General features: G+C 35.7%; 21 protein-coding genes. 9 read left to right on the forward strand and 12 right to left on the reverse strand.

Annotation, left to right across the window (positions count from 1 at the left end; all coding sequences use genetic code 11):
- Nucleotides 1-41: 41 nt before the first annotated feature.
- From MHB53_RS08585 to hemE, 4 genes are all read right to left on the reverse strand, one after another.
- A complete protein-coding gene (locus MHB53_RS08585; protein WP_340917228.1) occupies nucleotides 42-614 on the reverse strand; it encodes a TetR/AcrR family transcriptional regulator in 573 nt (190 codons plus the stop codon).
- 442 nt (nucleotides 615-1,056) lie between these two features.
- Nucleotides 1,057-2,469, reverse strand: a complete 1,413-nt coding sequence (gene hemY / locus MHB53_RS08590) for a protoporphyrinogen oxidase (protein ID WP_340917230.1) — start codon at nucleotides 2,467-2,469, stop codon at nucleotides 1,057-1,059.
- A 25-nt stretch (nucleotides 2,470-2,494) separates the two neighbouring features.
- The gene (hemH, locus tag MHB53_RS08595) at nucleotides 2,495-3,427 is read right to left on the reverse strand and encodes a ferrochelatase (protein WP_340917232.1); all 933 of its coding nucleotides are present in this window, start codon (nucleotides 3,425-3,427) and stop codon (nucleotides 2,495-2,497) included.
- 26 nt (nucleotides 3,428-3,453) lie between these two features.
- Nucleotides 3,454-4,506, reverse strand: a complete 1,053-nt coding sequence (gene hemE, locus MHB53_RS08600; RefSeq protein WP_340917234.1) for a uroporphyrinogen decarboxylase — start codon at nucleotides 4,504-4,506, stop codon at nucleotides 3,454-3,456.
- Between the two features lie 337 nt (nucleotides 4,507-4,843).
- Between hemE and MHB53_RS08605 the strand changes: the two genes are divergently transcribed.
- Both MHB53_RS08605 and MHB53_RS08610 read left to right on the forward strand, forming a co-directional pair.
- Nucleotides 4,844-5,365 carry an antibiotic biosynthesis monooxygenase family protein gene (locus tag MHB53_RS08605; RefSeq protein ID WP_340917236.1) on the forward strand — a complete coding sequence of 174 codons (522 nt, stop codon included), beginning with the start codon at nucleotides 4,844-4,846 and terminating at the stop codon, nucleotides 5,363-5,365.
- Between the two features lie 117 nt (nucleotides 5,366-5,482).
- Nucleotides 5,483-6,652, forward strand: a complete 1,170-nt coding sequence (locus MHB53_RS08610; RefSeq protein WP_340917239.1) for an amidohydrolase — start codon at nucleotides 5,483-5,485, stop codon at nucleotides 6,650-6,652.
- Between the two features lie 327 nt (nucleotides 6,653-6,979).
- Here MHB53_RS08610 and MHB53_RS08615 read toward each other — a convergent pair whose 3' ends face one another.
- Both MHB53_RS08615 and MHB53_RS08620 read right to left on the reverse strand, forming a co-directional pair.
- The gene (locus tag MHB53_RS08615; protein WP_340917241.1) at nucleotides 6,980-8,203 is read right to left on the reverse strand and encodes an ABC transporter permease; all 1,224 of its coding nucleotides are present in this window, start codon (nucleotides 8,201-8,203) and stop codon (nucleotides 6,980-6,982) included.
- Complete coding sequence (locus MHB53_RS08620) at nucleotides 8,187-8,936, reverse strand: ABC transporter ATP-binding protein (protein WP_340917242.1); 750 nt, start codon at nucleotides 8,934-8,936, stop codon at nucleotides 8,187-8,189. The genes MHB53_RS08615 and MHB53_RS08620 overlap by 17 nt, the downstream gene beginning before the upstream one ends.
- A 670-nt stretch (nucleotides 8,937-9,606) precedes the next feature.
- Between MHB53_RS08620 and MHB53_RS08625 the strand changes: the two genes are divergently transcribed.
- Together MHB53_RS08625 and MHB53_RS08630 are read left to right on the forward strand one after the other, a co-directional pair.
- A complete protein-coding gene (locus MHB53_RS08625; protein WP_340917245.1) occupies nucleotides 9,607-10,029 on the forward strand; it encodes an HIT family protein in 423 nt (140 codons plus the stop codon).
- A 164-nt stretch (nucleotides 10,030-10,193) separates the two neighbouring features.
- Nucleotides 10,194-10,718, forward strand: coding sequence for a tryptophan transporter (locus tag MHB53_RS08630; RefSeq protein WP_340917247.1), 525 nt, complete (start codon nucleotides 10,194-10,196; stop codon nucleotides 10,716-10,718).
- 34 nt (nucleotides 10,719-10,752) lie between these two features.
- On the opposite strand, the gene MHB53_RS08635 is transcribed toward MHB53_RS08630, so the two are convergent.
- Nucleotides 10,753-10,947 (reverse strand): hypothetical protein, encoded by a 195-nt coding sequence (locus MHB53_RS08635; RefSeq protein WP_340917250.1) that lies wholly within the window; start codon nucleotides 10,945-10,947, stop codon nucleotides 10,753-10,755.
- Nucleotides 10,948-11,100: 153 nt separating this feature from the next.
- Here MHB53_RS08635 and MHB53_RS08640 point away from each other — a divergent pair, with 153 nt between their 5' ends.
- A complete protein-coding gene (locus MHB53_RS08640) occupies nucleotides 11,101-11,466 on the forward strand; it encodes a YtxH domain-containing protein (protein WP_340917252.1) in 366 nt (121 codons plus the stop codon).
- Between the two features lie 126 nt (nucleotides 11,467-11,592).
- On the forward strand, nucleotides 11,593-12,162 hold the full coding sequence (locus MHB53_RS08645; protein ID WP_340917256.1) for an HTH-type transcriptional regulator Hpr: 570 nt from the start codon (nucleotides 11,593-11,595) through the stop codon (nucleotides 12,160-12,162).
- An 8-nt stretch (nucleotides 12,163-12,170) separates the two neighbouring features.
- Here MHB53_RS08645 and MHB53_RS08650 read toward each other — a convergent pair whose 3' ends face one another.
- Nucleotides 12,171-12,500 (reverse strand): DUF1878 family protein, encoded by a 330-nt coding sequence (locus MHB53_RS08650; RefSeq protein WP_340917259.1) that lies wholly within the window; start codon nucleotides 12,498-12,500, stop codon nucleotides 12,171-12,173.
- 143 nt (nucleotides 12,501-12,643) lie between these two features.
- Between MHB53_RS08650 and MHB53_RS08655 the strand changes: the two genes are divergently transcribed.
- Together MHB53_RS08655 and MHB53_RS08660 are read left to right on the forward strand one after the other, a co-directional pair.
- The gene (locus MHB53_RS08655) at nucleotides 12,644-13,177 is read left to right on the forward strand and encodes a DUF3267 domain-containing protein (RefSeq protein ID WP_340917261.1); all 534 of its coding nucleotides are present in this window, start codon (nucleotides 12,644-12,646) and stop codon (nucleotides 13,175-13,177) included.
- Between the two features lie 155 nt (nucleotides 13,178-13,332).
- Nucleotides 13,333-13,512 carry a hypothetical protein gene (locus MHB53_RS08660; protein ID WP_340917263.1) on the forward strand — a complete coding sequence of 60 codons (180 nt, stop codon included), beginning with the start codon at nucleotides 13,333-13,335 and terminating at the stop codon, nucleotides 13,510-13,512.
- 201 nt (nucleotides 13,513-13,713) lie between these two features.
- Here MHB53_RS08660 and MHB53_RS08665 read toward each other — a convergent pair whose 3' ends face one another.
- A complete protein-coding gene (locus MHB53_RS08665) occupies nucleotides 13,714-13,803 on the reverse strand; it encodes a YjcZ family sporulation protein (RefSeq protein ID WP_340917266.1) in 90 nt (29 codons plus the stop codon).
- A gap of 88 nt (nucleotides 13,804-13,891) precedes the next feature.
- A complete protein-coding gene (locus MHB53_RS08670; protein ID WP_340924564.1) occupies nucleotides 13,892-13,978 on the reverse strand; it encodes a YjcZ family sporulation protein in 87 nt (28 codons plus the stop codon).
- A 235-nt stretch (nucleotides 13,979-14,213) separates the two neighbouring features.
- Here MHB53_RS08670 and MHB53_RS08675 point away from each other — a divergent pair, with 235 nt between their 5' ends.
- The gene (locus tag MHB53_RS08675; protein WP_340917268.1) at nucleotides 14,214-15,125 is read left to right on the forward strand and encodes a peptidylprolyl isomerase; all 912 of its coding nucleotides are present in this window, start codon (nucleotides 14,214-14,216) and stop codon (nucleotides 15,123-15,125) included.
- Between the two features lie 287 nt (nucleotides 15,126-15,412).
- On the opposite strand, the gene MHB53_RS08680 is transcribed toward MHB53_RS08675, so the two are convergent.
- Both MHB53_RS08680 and yhaM read right to left on the reverse strand, forming a co-directional pair.
- Nucleotides 15,413-15,598, reverse strand: coding sequence for a sporulation YhaL family protein (locus MHB53_RS08680; RefSeq protein WP_340917270.1), 186 nt, complete (start codon nucleotides 15,596-15,598; stop codon nucleotides 15,413-15,415).
- An 87-nt stretch (nucleotides 15,599-15,685) separates the two neighbouring features.
- Nucleotides 15,686-16,630 carry a 3'-5' exoribonuclease YhaM gene (gene yhaM / locus MHB53_RS08685; protein WP_340917272.1) on the reverse strand — a complete coding sequence of 315 codons (945 nt, stop codon included), beginning with the start codon at nucleotides 16,628-16,630 and terminating at the stop codon, nucleotides 15,686-15,688.
- Nucleotides 16,631-16,636: the final 6 nt, after the last annotated feature.

A 16,636-nucleotide genomic window follows, 5' to 3' on the forward strand; every position in this document is an offset into this window, starting at 1 on the left:
TTGTTCAAACGGTCATACTAAGCGAAAAAAATAGGGATTATCTATTGTGACAATCCCTCGAATAAATAAAATTCAAATAGAGATGCAACATCTTGCCGATTTAATGGTCTATGGTTTTTTTCCCAATCAAAAATCAATGAAATATAAAGTTTAAGCATAATAAATGCAGTTATTTCTGGATTACAGTTTTTTATTTCTCCTTTTTCCATCGCCTCTATAACTTTTCCTTTAATATAATTAATAATTGCCTGCTCAACTTTTTGCATTACTTCCATGACCGCTGGTGTTCCAATTTCTTTCTCTTCTTGGAATAGTTTAATTGTTAATTGATGTTCTTTTCGAAATTCCAATAATCGATAAAGAGCACGGTTTGCATTTTCATGAAAAGAGAGATCAGGTTGAATTGTGTCTTCCGCAGCAGTTTTCATTTCTTTGATAAGCGATGTTACAATCTCATCCAATAACTCTTCTTTATTATTGAAAAAAGTATAAATCGTCCCTTTACCAACATTTGCGAGCTTAGCTACCTGATCCATCGTTGTAGCTTTATAACCGAATAAAGAAAAGGACTTTGTTGCAGCATTAATAATAAGCTGTTTACGATCAACGGACAAATTATATCACCTCACTTTTTTACCCTTTGTGACCAAAATACCAATTCAGTCATTTAGTACAATATGTAATATAGCATACATATTATTTGTAAGCAAGGATGGAATTTCAATTTCTTTTGCTGTAATCTACTGTTTTTATTAAAAATGAAAACGCACGATTATTATAACATTAGTTTTTTATTACGCCTCCTATACGGAAATAAACATTCCTTCACATATATTTAGAAGAAAATTAACCACTTTACTATACAAAAAACTAATACCGGTTTAATCAACCTTTCTTTTCTTTTAATATTTATTTAGAGCTAGATATGGATAAACCTATTTGTATAAGAAATGCACAAAGCGCCTTTCCTGTACAAAGGAACCTTAAAAACCTTATTCTCTCTTACACAGCAAAATAAAGCGACCACTATCATGGCCGCTTCTTCTAATCATTTAATTATATATAATCGAGTACGTCTTTCACAGCGGCTTTCCCCTGATCGATACAGTCTGGAATAGCTAGTCCATCAAATGAACTTCCAGCGATAAAGACCCCAGGCAAATTTGCCCGTACATTTGCTTTCACTTCTTGTAGTCTAGCTTTATGACCCACATTGTATTGTGGCATCGCATTTTTCCAACGAGAAATAATCGTAAATTCCGGTTTCGCTAATATATTCATCGTGTCTCGTAAATCATCTAACACAATTTTTTCAATTTCCTCATCTGATAAATCGACGACTGTTTCTTCTCCAGCACGACCAACATAGCATCTTAATAGGACTTTACCATCTGGTGTAGTATGTGGCCACTTTTTATGTGTCCACGTACATGCAGTAATTGTATAATCACTATTACGGGAAACAACAAAACCAGTGCCATCAAGCCGATCTTCCACTTCTTCCGCATCAAAAGCCATCGCAACAGTTGCGACAGTAGTCGATGGCATTTGTTTATAGCTACAGAAATCTTTTTGTTTAGGAAATAAATCCGCTAAAGCTAAATGCGGCAATGTAAGCACAATGCTATCTGCTTGAATGATTTCTCCATTATTTAACTTCAGATTGTAACCCGCTTCATCCGGCTTTTTTTCTACAGAAATAACCCGGGTTCCTTTCATGACTGAGCTAGGAGATATTTTCTCTTCTAACGCGTCAACTAAAGATTGCAGACCGCCAGTAAGGGTAAGAAACTTCCCTTGTGTTTTACTATTTAATCGATTCTTCGGCGCAACAGGTGTTGTTTTTTTCATCCCGAGAATTAAGCTGCGATGATCACGTTCCACTTGATGAAATTGGGGGAATGTAGACATCAGACTAAGTTGGTCAATGTCACCCGCATAAATTCCCGATAATAGTGGTTCAATTAAATTCTCAACTACTTCATCCCCAAGACGTCTTCGAAAAAACGTTCCAAGTGATTGATCGCCTTCCATTTTCGAGCGGGGCATAATAATATCAAAAGCAGCCCTCATTTTCCCCTGAACAGAGAACAAGTCTGTTGTGACGAATGCACCCATTTTTGTTGGAATCCCCATTACAGCACCGTCTGGCATTGGATGAAGCTTATTTTTCACCAGTACAAATGCTTTTCCAGCCGTATTATGGACAAGCGTGTCTGCTAACCCTACTTCAGTTGCCAACTCCGCCGCACTTTTCTTTCTTTCTAGAAATGAATCGGGACCTCTTTCGATCACGAAGCCATCTTTGTATACTGTTTGAATTTTCCCGCCTAATTTATGACTAGCTTCAATAAGCTGAAGCTCTATTGGTAATCCTTGTTCTGATATTGATTTCTGCAAATAATACGCTGTTGATAAACCGGTTATTCCACCACCGATCACAACAACTTTTTTCTTACTTTCCTTCAAGGTAAAATCGCCTACTTCTATTCAGTTATTTTTCCAATTGTTTTAAAACGACAGATGCCAATGCATCAATAAATAGTGGCTGTGCATCCGGCATCACGGGACGATAATACGATGCACAAACCTCATCCGTAACTACTTTACATTCAAAATCATTATCATAAAGAACCTCAAGATGGGTAGAGACGAACCCTACAGGTATATACACAAAGGCTTTATATCCTTTTTCATTATATAATTCGCGTGTTAAATCCTGTACATCTGGTCCGATCCAAGGTTCTGGTGTATTTCCTGCACTTTGCCAGCCTACTTTATACTCAGTAATACCAGCTTGTTTTGCAATCAGATCCGCCGTTTCCTTTAACTGCTGAGGGTATGGATCACCGAACTGAAGTATTTTTTCAGGAAGGCTGTGAGCTGAAACGATTAAGCATGCAGCATCACGTTCTTCATCAGGCATTTCCTTGTAAATTTCTTTCACTTTATCAACCCAAAGGTCGATAAATTTCGGTTCCTTATACCAACTTTCAATAGAAGTTATTGTTAAACCTCCAAATTTTTCAGCTGTTTCTTTTGCTCGCTCATTATAGGACTTTACGCTAAAAGTAGAAAAGTGTGGGGCAAGCACAATGGACACGGCTTCTTCAATACCATCTGCATGCATTTTTTCTACAGCATCTTCGATAAATGGCTCAATATGTTTTAAACCAATATAAGCTTTGAACTCAATGCTATTTTGTATTTCATTCAATCGATCTTGGAGACCGTACGCCTGCTGCTCCGTGATCTTAGCTAAAGGTGATATACCTCCAATTGCTTCATATCGATTTTCTAAGTCTTCGAGCGCTTCCTTTGTTGGTGGTCTGCCATGTCGAATATGTGTGTAATATCTTTCAATATCATCTTCATGGTACGGTGTACCATAGGCCATAACTAAAAGCCCGATTTTCTTTTTTGCCAAGTTACTGCACTCCTTTTAAGGTGGAATTATCGCAATTGCTTGATTTTATCAGCGCTATATTCATGTACAAATGCTGTTAATTTTTTCAGCATTTCTGGATTCACTTCTGGGAAAACACCATGCCCTAGGTTAAATATAAAACCAGGTTTTTCGATCCCTTGATCAATTATTTCTTTCGCTCGCGCTTCTACAGTTGCCCAATCCGAAATCAATACAGCTGGGTCTAAGTTACCTTGAATCGCTTTTGTAACACCTAATTTTCTCGCTTCTGCAATCGGAAGCCTCCAATCAAGACCAACAACATCAAGTGGTAAATCATTCCATTCTAGAACGAGATGGCTAGCGCCTACTCCATGCATGATAAGTGGAACTTGCTCTTCTCTCATTTCCGCAAAAATTCTAGCCATGAAAGGCTTAATGAATATTTGATAATCTGTACGGCTCAACGCGCCAACCCATGAATCAAAAAGTTGAACTGCACTAGCTCCAGCTTTAATTTGTGCTTTTAAATATGTAACAGTCATATCAGCTAACTTATCCATTAGTTTCGACCAAGCCTTAGGCTCTGAATACATAAATGCTTTCGTTTTATGATAATTTTTTGAAGGTCCGCCCTCGATCATATAACTAGCAAGTGTAAATGGTGCCCCACCAAATCCGATTAATGGCACTGTCAATTGTTCTTCAGTCAAAAGTTTTATTGTTTCAAGTACATAAGATATATCTTGCTCTGGATTAAGCTCTCCAAGTTTTTCTACATCTGCAACAGAACGGATTGGGTTATCAATTACTGGACCGATTCCACTTACAATTTCCACGTCAACGCCTAATGCCGGTAGTGGTGTCATGATATCCTTATATAATATTGCAGCGTCCACACCATACATATCGACAGGTAAACGTGTGACATATGCGCAAATATCAGGACGATGAGTTATTTCAAATAGCGAGTATTTCTCCTTTATTTTGCGATATTCCTCTTGAGAGCGTCCAGCTTGTCTCATATACCAAACAGGAACATGATCAGTTTGCTCGCCTCTAGCCGCTTTTAAAAATGTATCATTCGTTATTTTTTTCATAGTAAATAGTCTCCACCTTTCAAGATCAAAAGATTTCTATCATATAATAATATTATTAACGATGATTATCTAAAATTATATTATTTAGTCTTTATTGTCAGTTTTAACTATAGTATTTTTATTATCTATTGTATAGGTACACATATTGCTTGTCATAAATTTGTAGTTTTTTCATGGCAATTTGGTCACGGCTTATATATAATTTTACGAAAGATTGAACTAACCCGATGAAATAGGTTTGAATTTTCCTTTTCATGGGAAAATTTATTAAATGATCAAAATTAATGCTACAGTATAATGACATAAGTGATTTTTATCTGAATCAAGGGGGATATCAATGTATACATTCATTACAACTGGCACCTATGAATACTTAAAACATTTTGAAGATCGACATTCAGAGGAAAATATTACATTAATGCAAAATATAGAGACGACTTTACTTTGGCATGAAACAACTGGATCTTCTATATTTCAATCGCCAAGAAAATATGAAGTAATTAACTCTGTTGGAGATATTGCCGAGCATGGTTTTGTCACCTGTAATAATATTCCTGTTAGCGACGAAGGTCGTCCAGTTTTTGAATATGAGGTCACCGACCGACCTAGTCTTGTCGAAAAAGCTTCTGGATTTTTGGCATCGCGGGTATTACGCCCTCTTTCAAGCGATACATACATCGTGATGACAATGTGGAGGGATCATGCGGCGTTTGAGGCCTGGAAAAATACAGACGCATATAAAGTAGTAGTTAGTAAGTTAATGGGAGTAAAATCAACCGCAAGCACCAGTATATTTTCCGGCTCAGCCTATTTATCGACTTATATTGTGGATGAGGATGAACTAGAGCAGGAAGATTAATACGGAGACCCTGAAGAACTATTCTTCAGGGTCTTTTATCATTTCACAACAATTAAGATGAATTATTGTTATAATTATTTTGAATCTTATTATAATCATTAGGTGGTGTTTTTACATATGAAACAGTTATTATTCGAACTTTTGGATAAGCATTACGAAGAAATGACTGAGATCCGACGTTATTTGCATCAAAATCCAGAGCTTTCTTTCAAAGAAGAGAATACAGCGGCTTACATCGTTGACTTTTACAACCAGCTTGGCATCGACGTAAGAGGAGGAGTAGGTGGAAACGGAGTTGTTGCAAGAATCAAAGGTGTAAAGCCAGGGAAAACAGTTGCTTTACGAGCGGACTTTGATGCATTACCAATCCAAGAAGAAACAAATTTACCATTTAAATCACTCGTTTCAGGTGTAATGCACGCTTGCGGTCATGATGGGCACACTGCTACGTTATTAATATTAGGTAAGGTACTTCACAAAATGAGAGCGGATCTCGAAGGTGAATATGTGTTAATCCATCAACATGCGGAAGAACTTGCACCAGGTGGGGCTAGTTCTATGATTGAAGATGGTTGCCTTGACGGCGTTGATGTCATTTACGGAACTCATTTATGGTCAGGCCTTCCATACGGTTCGATCCATTATCGTACAGGTTCAATTATGGCAGCGGCTGACAGATTTGAAATTATCATCAAAGGGTATGGCGGACACGGTGCACAGCCACATAAAACGAAAGATGCTATTGTCATCGGCTCTCAACTAGTTATGAATATTCAACAATTAGTTAGTCGCAAGGTTGATCCACTTGAACCAGCTGTTGTGACAGTTGGAGGATTCGTTGCAGACAATGCATTTAACGTGATTGCTGATAGTGCGAGAATTTCTGGGACGGTAAGAACTTTCAGTGAAGATGTTCGCGATTTAATCGAAAAGGAAATGGAACGAATGGTGAAAGGTACTTGCATAGCTGCCGATTGTGCATTTGATTATAAATATGTTCGAGGATACCCAGCTGTCGTGAATCATGAGGCAGAAACAAATTTCCTTGCTGAATGCGCCAAAGATATACCTGAAAATATTGAAATAAAACAAAAAGTTCCTGAAATGGCTGCCGAAGATTTCGCTTATTATTTACAGCATGTAAAAGGAACCTTCTTTTTCACAGGAGCAAAACCCGATGATACAGAAAACCCATACCCACATCATCACCCAAAATTTGATATTAATGAAAAGTCAATGCTAGCCGCAGCAAAAACACTGGGATGGGCTGCAATAAAATCACAGTAACGAAAGCACAAAAACATTGCAGATCATATCTATTGCTGAGCGGACAGTAAATTCCGTGAGTGGCTCATAATTATGGCTGAGTGGACAGTAATTCCCGTGAGTGGCTCATAATCCCAGCTGAGTGGACAGTAATTCCCGTGAGTGGCTCATAATCCCAGCTGAGTGGACAGTAAACTCTGTGAGTGGCTGATAACACGTAAATTTACAAACAGAATCACTTATAAAATACATATTCCCCGCTTGGTTGGCTAATCAAGTAAATAAGGTATCTTAAATAGTCAATATTTGTGCCGAAATGAATAAAAAGGCTGACAATTGTCAGCCTTTTTATCTTTTTTCTAATTTTGTTACTCTTGTTGGTGCATAAAGCTTTGCAAATAACAGGGCAAACAAGCATGCTATCGCTCCTACAATAACCCCTTGCAGAAAATCCCCTCTAATTATTGTGCTAATGCCAAAAACAATTGCTTGCATTACCAATATTTTTAAAAGCAAGTTTAAAAAGGCTGGTTTCTTTTGATTGAAATCAATTGGATATAAGTTTGTCCAGATCTTCAAATCATGCTTGCGTAATAGCGGTAAGAGCTGAAAACCTGTTAAGTAAATAAATAACAAGGAAATACCTATTGAAAAATATAAGTTGCTATTGAATAGGATTAAAATAGCAGGAATTACTGTCAACCTCAAGATTAATCCAGAAAACTCACTTGTTCTAACTATCGTTCTAGAGTATAAAAATCGATAAGTTTGATCGCTTTTAAATGGGATCGATGAAAATAATGGATCTAACCATCTTCTTCGTTTCACTTGCCCCTTTAAATGGGGAACATCCGTAAACATATTAGCAGCTCGATAAAATGTCTGCATCCTACTCTGTTCTATTTCAATTAATAATTCCCATTTTAAAGACTTATTTTTCATTTCTTCTCTAAAATATAAAGTAACGGCTATTATAATCAGTAATATCGCGCCAATAAACCATAACGAAGCTTTTTCTATAATAAAATAAAGAAGAGAGGCACTTAATAAAAAGCGAAAGAGCCAATCAAATAGTAAGGATTGTTTATCCGTAAGTCTAAGCATTATCCAATGTAGCTTCAAATTCCAAATCTTTAGGACAAGAACTATTGCTAGTAAATAAAAGAATGATTTAAAACCATCACCTGTCACCTGTACATACATCGGCATAAATGCAGCAAGTACTAGTAACAATATATATGATTGGCTTAAAAAACTTAATCCCATTCCTTTTTTAAAATAGGCGTTCATCTTCTTTTCCAACGGAAGAAGAAAAACAATATCCGCTTCCTTTAGTAATGTATAAATGGGACTGGTTGCTAAAAGGATAGCTAGAACAATCCCCATAATTATACCAATTGGAAATCCAGAACCAAGTGTCTTCACCCATTCTGAATAATAATAAATTGCTGCTCCACCTCCAAAGATGAGGACAAACAATAAATGATCATTAAACATATATTTAAAATAACGACGTAGTTCTTTTATATAGGCTTGAAGCCGCTCTGGCCACAGTTCATTTATCTGCTTCATGAATATCTTCCTTTGTTAGCTGGATATATATATCATCTAAAGAGGCGCCCTGCATACCAAATTCTTCTTGAAGTTCTGTAAGTGTTCCCTTCGCCCTCACTTCACCATTATGTAAAATAATAAATCCGTCACAATAACGCTCAGCTGTTGCCAAGATATGCGTCGACATTAATATTCCTGCTCCATTACCCTTCATACGATTCATTAATTCTAGGAGCGATTGAATAGCAATTGGATCAAGGCCAACAAATGGTTCATCAATAATATACAATGACGGTTCAATAAGAAATGCACACATAATCATTACTTTCTGTTTCATTCCTTTTGAAAAGTGTGCAGGGAACCATTTCATTTTTTTATCGAGTCGGAATTCCTTTAAAAGTGGACCAACTCTCGATTCATACGTTTGCTCGGGAATTCCATATGCCATCGCAGTCAGTTTCAAGTGTTCTTCCAATGTTAGTTCTTCGTATAATATTGGTGACTCAGGCACAAATGTTAATTGTTTCCGATATGTTTCCGGATTTTCCTTGAGTTGATTCCCATTGATCTTAATTAACCCTGAGCGCTGTTCCATTAATCCAATGATATGTTTAATCGTTGTGCTTTTACCAGCTCCATTTAAGCCTATTAAACCAATCATTTGGCCCGATTCCATTGTAAATGATATATCTTTTAAAACAGGAGTTTTTGTATAACCTCCTGTTAAGTTTTGTACTTCAAGTAAAGACATAACTCAACGTCCCTTCTCCTTTGTTTGCTATGTTAACCATTGTACCAAAAATGGGCTCGTGTCGCATAGTTGTAGTTGGATACATTTCCCAATCATATAAATTCATTCATCGGACATCATAATCTTTGAAGGAGCGGTACTAAGCGAAACTGAGGTGGTTGTCAAAGACAGTTATCAGCAGTAGAAGCGGAAAGCTACGATGAACAATGAAACATGTACAAATATTATCAATCTTGATCAAATGAACAAGGGAGATGATTGCGTTGGGCATGCTAATGGTGAATCGACTATTTCTTCATTAACCCTTTCATTCCATTGAATTGGTTAAAAAGAAACTTTCCAAGAGTCACTGAGACTCAGCGAAACTGAGGTGGTTGTCGAAGACAGTTATCAGTAGTAGAAGCGGAAAGCCACGATGAACATTGAACATGTACATTAATTATCGATCTTGATCAAATGAACAAGGGAGATGATTGCGTTGGGCATGCTAATGAAGAATCGGATTTTTCTTTAACAAAATCAATTCCATTAAGAATTGACTGTAAAGAAACTTTCCAAGTATCCGCTACTCCCTTCAGCGAGCAGGGTTTTCTTGAAACCCTGCTCGTTTTCACTTTTACTGACATATGATAAGATTACCTTTATCATACACATGAAAGGTGGATATTTTATGACAAACTGCGTTTTTTGTAAAATTATTAATGGTGAGTTGCCATCAGCGAAGGTATTTGAGAATGATGATGTGTTAGCATTTCTAGATTTAAGCCAAATTACCAAAGGTCATACCCTTGTTATTCCCAAAATACATAATGAAAATATTTATGATTTGTCTCCGGATGTAGCCGGAAAATTATTTGCAACAATCCCTGCTATTTCCCGTGCTATTAATACAGAGTTCAAGCCCCAAGGTCTCAACCTTTTAAATAATAATGGGGAATTTGCCGGTCAAGCTGTTTTTCATTATCACTTGCATCTTATTCCGCGTTATGATGAAAATGATGGATTTGATACAAAATATATTAGCCATCAAAAAGGGTACACAAATGAGGACCTAAAAAATATTGCCCAATCCATATCTAAAAATATTCAATAACAATAGACCATACTCCTGTATTGCAGGAGTTTTTTATATAAATTATTGACTTCAAAAATTTACGGGCATATGATACAATATCTTTAATCTTTCGCTGGCGGCAACGAGTGCATGTCCAGGAAAGGCAAAAAATGAGATTAGCTGAGAAGAGGAGAGATTTAAAAATGAATACGAGAACACTTGTTGTTTTATCACTGCTGATGGGAATGGGTACAGCACTTCATTTTATCATCCCCCCCGTTATTTTAGGTATAAAACCTGATATGTTCCTTGCCATGATGTTTTTAGGGATTGTCTTATTTCCTGAAAAGAAAAATGTATTACTTTTAGGAATTGTTACGGGGCTATTAACAGCACTTACTACAGGATTTCCAATGGGGCAAATACCAAATATCATTGATAAACCAATTACTGCTTTTATATTTTTCGGATTATATATACTCATTGTGAAAAAATTACCTGGTATTGCTGGTGTTACAATCTTAACAGGAGTTTGTACAATCGTTTCAGGTGTCATTTTCCTAGGTAGTGCTTGGATCTTATTTGGATTGCCAGGGGCATTTATTGGTTTGTTTGCAGGAGCCGTTCTTCCTGCAGTACTGTTAAATGCTATTGCGTTATTCATTCTTTATCCTCTCGTCAAAACCATTTTAAAAAGAACAAATATGCTTAAACAAGCACATGTATAAACGTAAAGAAGAACCTGATTAACCGGGTTCTTCTTTATTTTATAGATAAAGCTATCAGCACTCCTATGATGATAAAAATAAAACCTGCTCCGCCTAGTGTTAATGCCCTTTGTTTTAATAACTTTTTAGGTGGATAGATACCTGGCCTACGATGGGACGCGGCAAAATACAACATCCCTGATAATAATATTGTACCGAGAAAAAACATAAAAGTCATAAAACCTCTCATCATTGCTCACCTCAGTATCACTGCTACTTTTTATTATTCTATGCGAAAATATGTGTTTCCATGATTGTTACAGGGTAAAGATTGATGCAGGAGTTTTTAAACTTTTGTAGAAAAGGTTAGAATAAGATCATAATGACAGTTGAGGTGATGAGAATGAACGCAAAAGCATTAGCGTATGGATTATTAATTGGAGGTGCAGTAGGTGCTGCAACTGCTCTACTTTCCGCACCACTATCGGGCAAAGAACTTCGCACACAAATCAAAGATTCCAAAGATAACTGGATCAGAATAGCAGCTGATTTAAAAGATGATGTTATTGACATTAAAGATTCAGTTTCGAAACTATCTAATGAAAGCAAAATCATTATTAAAGAATTAGCAAGCGATGTAAAATTGGCCGTTAATGAATGGCAAAACGATATTGAGCCAAATAAAACAGCCTTACAGCAAGAAATGCAAGAAATTCAAAAAACAATGGCACAATTAGAACAGAGGTTGCAGGAAAAGAAAGTGAATTAACAAAGGCATCCGTGCCTTTGTTTTTTTATTGTTCAACCCTTTTCAAAGATTTTGTTAATTTAGACCTTTATTATTTATTGTTTTATTGGCATAATGATATTAAAGATAAATAAGGCGGGGAATGTTATGGCAGAAAAGCAATATTCAATCATTGAATCAATGCTTTTTACGCAACGTATGGCGCAGTTGAGTAAAGCATTATGGAAATCAATTGAAAAGGATTGGCAAAATTGGATAAAACCATATGATTTAAATATTAATGAACATCATATTTTATCCATTGCCTATCATTTAAATGGTGCTTCTATTTCGGATATCGCTCAATTTGGAGTGATGCATGTATCTACAGCATTTAACTTTTCAAAAAGATTAGAAGAACGAAATCTTTTACAGTTTTCTAAGAAAGAATGCGATAAGCGTAATACATATGTTCAATTGACAGAAGATGGAGAAAATTTGTTTCTTGAATTAATGGAAGTGTATGAGCCAGAAAGTAACTCCATTTATCAAGGAGCACTTCCGCTTAGAAATTTATACGGTAAGTTTCCAGAAATGATGGAGTTAATGGCCATTGTTCGAAATATTTATGGGGATGACTTTATGGAGATTTTTGAGAAATCCTTTCATAATATCGAAAACAACTTCTCAGAAGTTGACGGTAAGATAAGTAAAATAAAAATCGAAACAGTAGGTTAATTTTTTATTTACATATTTTTTTGTAGAACTTTCATCAGATCTAAAAAGAGTTTTTGTCTTTCACAAGCATCTATCACCTCTTCAATATTCAACTTCGGATTTAATTGGGAAAGAAAATCTTTAAACAGCGGAGCATGGAAGACAAATTGTGCCGCTTTTTCTTCCTCCACCTTCATGCTCATCTCTTCACATAAAGCATAGAATGCCTTCACTTCTTTTTCATCGAGATTTTTTCTTATAATTAATTGATCAAATTCATGACCATTTTCTGGAACCATGTTTATTAATAATTGTTGATAATATTCAAGGCGCTCTAGTCTTGCTACTAAATTATCCATATAACATTCCTCATCTTTAGTTTATCAATTTATTATATACCTTATCTGCTAAAAAAGAGAAAAAACCTATTGCTTTTATTACGATTTCAGCTTAAAGTATGGTGATTAGTGTTACAAAATAAACTTCTTGGAGGCTGTTAGCCATGCATTGCTGGAAATCGTTTAACGTGGACAAAAGGTATCATTTTAATCGACGTTTTTTTATCTCCACGATGATCGCATTACTTGGTTTTATCACTTTATACGTACCTTTGCAATCCATTGCCTCCGCACCTTTGCAAGAAAAGTATTTTCTTATTTTTCTAGGCGCTTTTATTTTACTATATCCTATTCATAAATTATGTCATCTCTTGCCGATTATTAATTATTATAAATTTATGAAGTTAAAGATCGAAATATATTTTTATGTATTGCCGATTATTCATTTTAATGTAAAAAAACCAATTCAAAAAAAGCAATTTGCAGCTGCATTGCTTTTTCCGTTTATATTCATTAATATCATACTGCTAACCTTCGCTTTGCTTATGCCGCAGTATGTTCATTATGCAACTATTCTGCTCGCATATCATATTGGAATTTGTGCAACGGATTTATCCTATGCAAAAAGCTTATTTTCCAGTCCTAAAGATGCCCTAATTGAAGAAAATGAAGATGGGTATGAAATATTAGTGAGATAGAGAGTCTTTTAGTAGGCTCTCTACTTTCTTTCAATATAAATCTAAAAATTTCAGTTAGTATTTTTATTCTTTTACATTTTGAATAGTTTTTTCTATCTTTTTATCAAAAAATTTGCTATCGTTATATTAACAGGGGATAAGGGGAGGATATTGTATTGATCTCCACTTTTATTATTTTTGCGATTTTCATATTATACATATTCAATAATTTAACAAATACACTATGCATTGTTAGGGAGATTCCTGAAGAGCGGCAGCCTAAAGTGTTTCGTACAATTAATGTATTAATTACTATTTTGCTCTTTTCTTCTTATATCGAGATTCTCTATACTTAAAAATCATATTGTGAATTGTTAAAAAAGCATTAGAGCTTTTTCCATCAACATATGGTAGCACTAGTGCACTATGTACCTCAGAGACCAACTATAAAAAAGACTGGCCTAAAGGATCATATTCGATCCTTAGACCAGTCTTTTTTTCAAAAGAGGTGACTCATTGCTCCCTCTTTATCATAGATCTTTTTGAGGCTCATTTTATTATAACCATGAAGCTCCTACGATGATCAATAAAATGAACAATACAACTATTAAGGCAAAACCTCCGCCGTATCCAACGCCTCCGCTCATTTTCTACACCTCCTCCAATTCGTTCTGTTTATCTTATTCATTATTTTTTTCATGTGTTAGGTTATTTGCCTAGTTTATCCAATATTTTTTAACAAAGGTATGCAGAACCCACAATGATCAACAAAATAAATAGAACTACAATTAACGCAAATCCCGAATTATTAGAAAACCCCATATTGATGACCTCCTTTTTCTCTTTCGCTACAGCATATGCCCGGTCCTTGGAATTGGATTGAAGTAAACGCCTATCTTTTACAATAAATGTGATAAATTATTTTGTTCCTAACAAATATGTGTTATAGTATATTTTGTGGATTTAAATCACATATTCAATAAAGAAGTCGAAAAAAATGGAGGTTTTGTTTGACCTCTTCAACTACACAGAGAATATAAACGGGGAGTTGTTTTAAATGAAAAAGTGGATATTATCCCTTTCTTTAGCTGCTGGTGTAATCGGTCTAGCTGGTTGCAGTGGCGGAAATGGTGAGGCGATTGTTAAAACAGGTGCTGGAGATATCACAAAGGAAGAGTTATATGGCGCTTTAAAAGACAAATATGGCGAGCAAGTTCTCCAACAGCTCGTAATTGATAAAGTCCTTTCAAAAGAATACAAAGTGTCAGAAAAGGAATTAGACGCGAAATTGGCTGAAGTGAAAGAACAAGTTGGAGCTCAATTCGAAATGCTGCTTGCACAAAATGGCTTTACGGATGAAAAAGATTTCCGTGAATCATTAAAACTTAGCCTTCTCCAAGAAAAAGCTTCAACGAAAGATATTAAAGTAACAGATAAAGAGCTAAAAGAATATTACGACAATAAACAACCTGACATTGAAGTAAGCCATATTGTTGTAGAAGAAAAAGATGAAAAGAAAATAAAAGAAGCGAAAGCAAAGCTTGATAAAGGTGAAGATTTCGCTAAAGTAGCAAAAGAATATTCAATTGATGGTTCAGCTGAACAAGGAGGCAGTCTCGGCCTCATTTCACGAGATGCTCCTAATTTGGACGAGGACTTTAAAGCAGCTGCCTTTAAATTGAAAAAAGATGAAATTAGTGCTCCAATCAAAACACAATTTGGTTGGCATATTATTCTAGTAACAGATATAGAAGAAAAAGAACCTTTCGATAAAGTAAAAGATGAACTTGAGAATGAAATAAAGGTATCTAAACTTGATCCCGAAGCAGTTCAAGCTGCAATCCAAGCAGAACTGAAAAAAGCAAAAATAGATGTTAAAGATGAAGATCTTAAAACAACATTTGATGCCATCCTTCAAGAAGATGAACCTGCTAAGGATGATAGTGCAGATAAGAAAGACAAAGAATAACATTAGTATAAGCAAAAAAGCTGCCACTGTGCAGCTTTTTTGCGCGTTTCATGATAGTATAAACTTTCTAATGTAAGCATGTACAGGCCTAAATAGAATGCGGATACATAGGCAGGAATTGTCCCTAATAAGAGAGCTTGGCTACAGTGCCCTCCCTGCTATTCTCCTTACGATCATCATTTGATAGCTCTTTGTACAGATCTACTGGTTTGGGCTATATCAAGGTTGATTGAAGATGATCGGGATTTTATCTAGACAGGTCTAATCCAGGTTCTTACAATTTTTCATTATCCAGTCTCATCCACTTGTTTTCTTCGTTCTCGTTCCTTCTCCATTCTTTCTACGTAGACCTGACCTTCTTTCTCTATCCATTCTGTATCCAAAGCCTTTTCTTCCTTGGCAGTTTTTAAAGCCATAAATGCACTGACAAAAACGCCAGAGATCACAAGGTAAATCCATATAGGTAAAGACATAAAATCGCTCCTTTCATTCGCTTGTCCATATAATTCACTATATGTTTAAGAAACAAAAAAATGTCACCCATTTGGATGACATTTTGCTTAAGAATGAAATGTTGGTTTATAAAAGGAGCGGTTATCAAGTGGAAATATTCTCTCCGAAAATTCACCTGGTTTCACCCGTTTCATTGCCCGATCAAGCATATTCATTTTTGCATCAATATTATCAATCATATGCAAGATTTCCGCTTCTTTAATCATTGGCTGCTTTGGGCTACCCCATTCTAACTTACCATGATGACTTAATACTAGATGCTGTAAAATAACCATTTCTTCCCCTTGTATCCCTAGCTCATCGGCAGCCTTGCCCATTTCGGTGATAATAATTGTAATATGGCCAAGTAAATTTCCTTCGACAGTATATGAAGCAGCTACTGGACCGGATAATTCAATTACTTTTCCTAGATCATGTAAAATAATTCCTGCATACAGAAGATCACGGTCTAAAGTCGGATATAGCTCTGCAATCGATTTAGCCAAGTCCAGCATGCATACAACATGGTAGCCAAGTCCGGAAACGAACTCATGATGATTTTTTGTCGCAGCTGGATATTCCAAAAATCCGTCCATATGCTTCTTCAATAAATGTCTAGTTAGGCGTTGAATATTTGGATTTTTCATTTCAAAAATGTATTGTGTAACTTTGTTCGAAATCTCTTCTTTGCTTAATGGTGCAGTTTCTAATAAATCAGCAACGCTAACATTGTCTTGTTTAGAGGCGGGTCTAATTTGCTTGATTTTCAGCTGTAATCTTCCCCGATATAGATGCACCTCTCCTGCCGTACGGACGATTGTTTCAGGCTGATACATCGATACTTCATTATCGGATGTGTCCCATAACTTCGCTTCAATATCACCAGATCGATCTTGCAATATTACTGTTAAAAATGGTTTACCATTGCTAGCTATACCTTTTGTTGCACTTTTAATAAGTAGAAAAAGATCTACTTGCTCCCCAACTTCATGCTGTAAAAGTTCCTTTGCCATTAAAAC

It is taken from the genome of Bacillus sp. FSL K6-3431 (genome assembly GCF_038002605.1).
Classification (GTDB): Bacteria; Bacillota; Bacilli; order Bacillales; family Bacillaceae_C; genus Lederbergia.

Coding starts and splice junctions, on each gene's coding strand:
- hemE (WP_340917234.1), bottom strand. CDS start 4,506: ATGAAAAAAATAACGAATGATACATTTTTAAAAGCGGCTAGAGGCGAG.
- MHB53_RS08605 (WP_340917236.1), top strand. CDS start 4,844: ATGTATACATTCATTACAACTGGCACCTATGAATACTTAAAACATTTT.
- MHB53_RS08610 (WP_340917239.1), top strand. CDS start 5,483: ATGAAACAGTTATTATTCGAACTTTTGGATAAGCATTACGAAGAAATG.
- MHB53_RS08615 (WP_340917241.1), bottom strand. CDS start 8,203: ATGAAGCAGATAAATGAACTGTGGCCAGAGCGGCTTCAAGCCTATATA.
- MHB53_RS08620 (WP_340917242.1), bottom strand. CDS start 8,936: ATGTCTTTACTTGAAGTACAAAACTTAACAGGAGGTTATACAAAAACT.
- MHB53_RS08625 (WP_340917245.1), top strand. CDS start 9,607: ATGACAAACTGCGTTTTTTGTAAAATTATTAATGGTGAGTTGCCATCA.
- MHB53_RS08630 (WP_340917247.1), top strand. CDS start 10,194: ATGAATACGAGAACACTTGTTGTTTTATCACTGCTGATGGGAATGGGT.
- MHB53_RS08635 (WP_340917250.1), bottom strand. CDS start 10,947: ATGAGAGGTTTTATGACTTTTATGTTTTTTCTCGGTACAATATTATTA.
- MHB53_RS08640 (WP_340917252.1), top strand. CDS start 11,101: ATGAACGCAAAAGCATTAGCGTATGGATTATTAATTGGAGGTGCAGTA.
- MHB53_RS08645 (WP_340917256.1), top strand. CDS start 11,593: ATGGCAGAAAAGCAATATTCAATCATTGAATCAATGCTTTTTACGCAA.
- MHB53_RS08650 (WP_340917259.1), bottom strand. CDS start 12,500: ATGGATAATTTAGTAGCAAGACTAGAGCGCCTTGAATATTATCAACAA.
- MHB53_RS08655 (WP_340917261.1), top strand. CDS start 12,644: ATGCATTGCTGGAAATCGTTTAACGTGGACAAAAGGTATCATTTTAAT.
- MHB53_RS08665 (WP_340917266.1), bottom strand. CDS start 13,803: ATGAGCGGAGGCGTTGGATACGGCGGAGGTTTTGCCTTAATAGTTGTA.
- MHB53_RS08670 (WP_340924564.1), bottom strand. CDS start 13,978: ATGGGGTTTTCTAATAATTCGGGATTTGCGTTAATTGTAGTTCTATTT.
- MHB53_RS08675 (WP_340917268.1), top strand. CDS start 14,214: ATGAAAAAGTGGATATTATCCCTTTCTTTAGCTGCTGGTGTAATCGGT.
- MHB53_RS08680 (WP_340917270.1), bottom strand. CDS start 15,598: ATGTCTTTACCTATATGGATTTACCTTGTGATCTCTGGCGTTTTTGTC.
- yhaM (WP_340917272.1), bottom strand. CDS start 16,630: ATGGCAAAGGAACTTTTACAGCATGAAGTTGGGGAGCAAGTAGATCTT.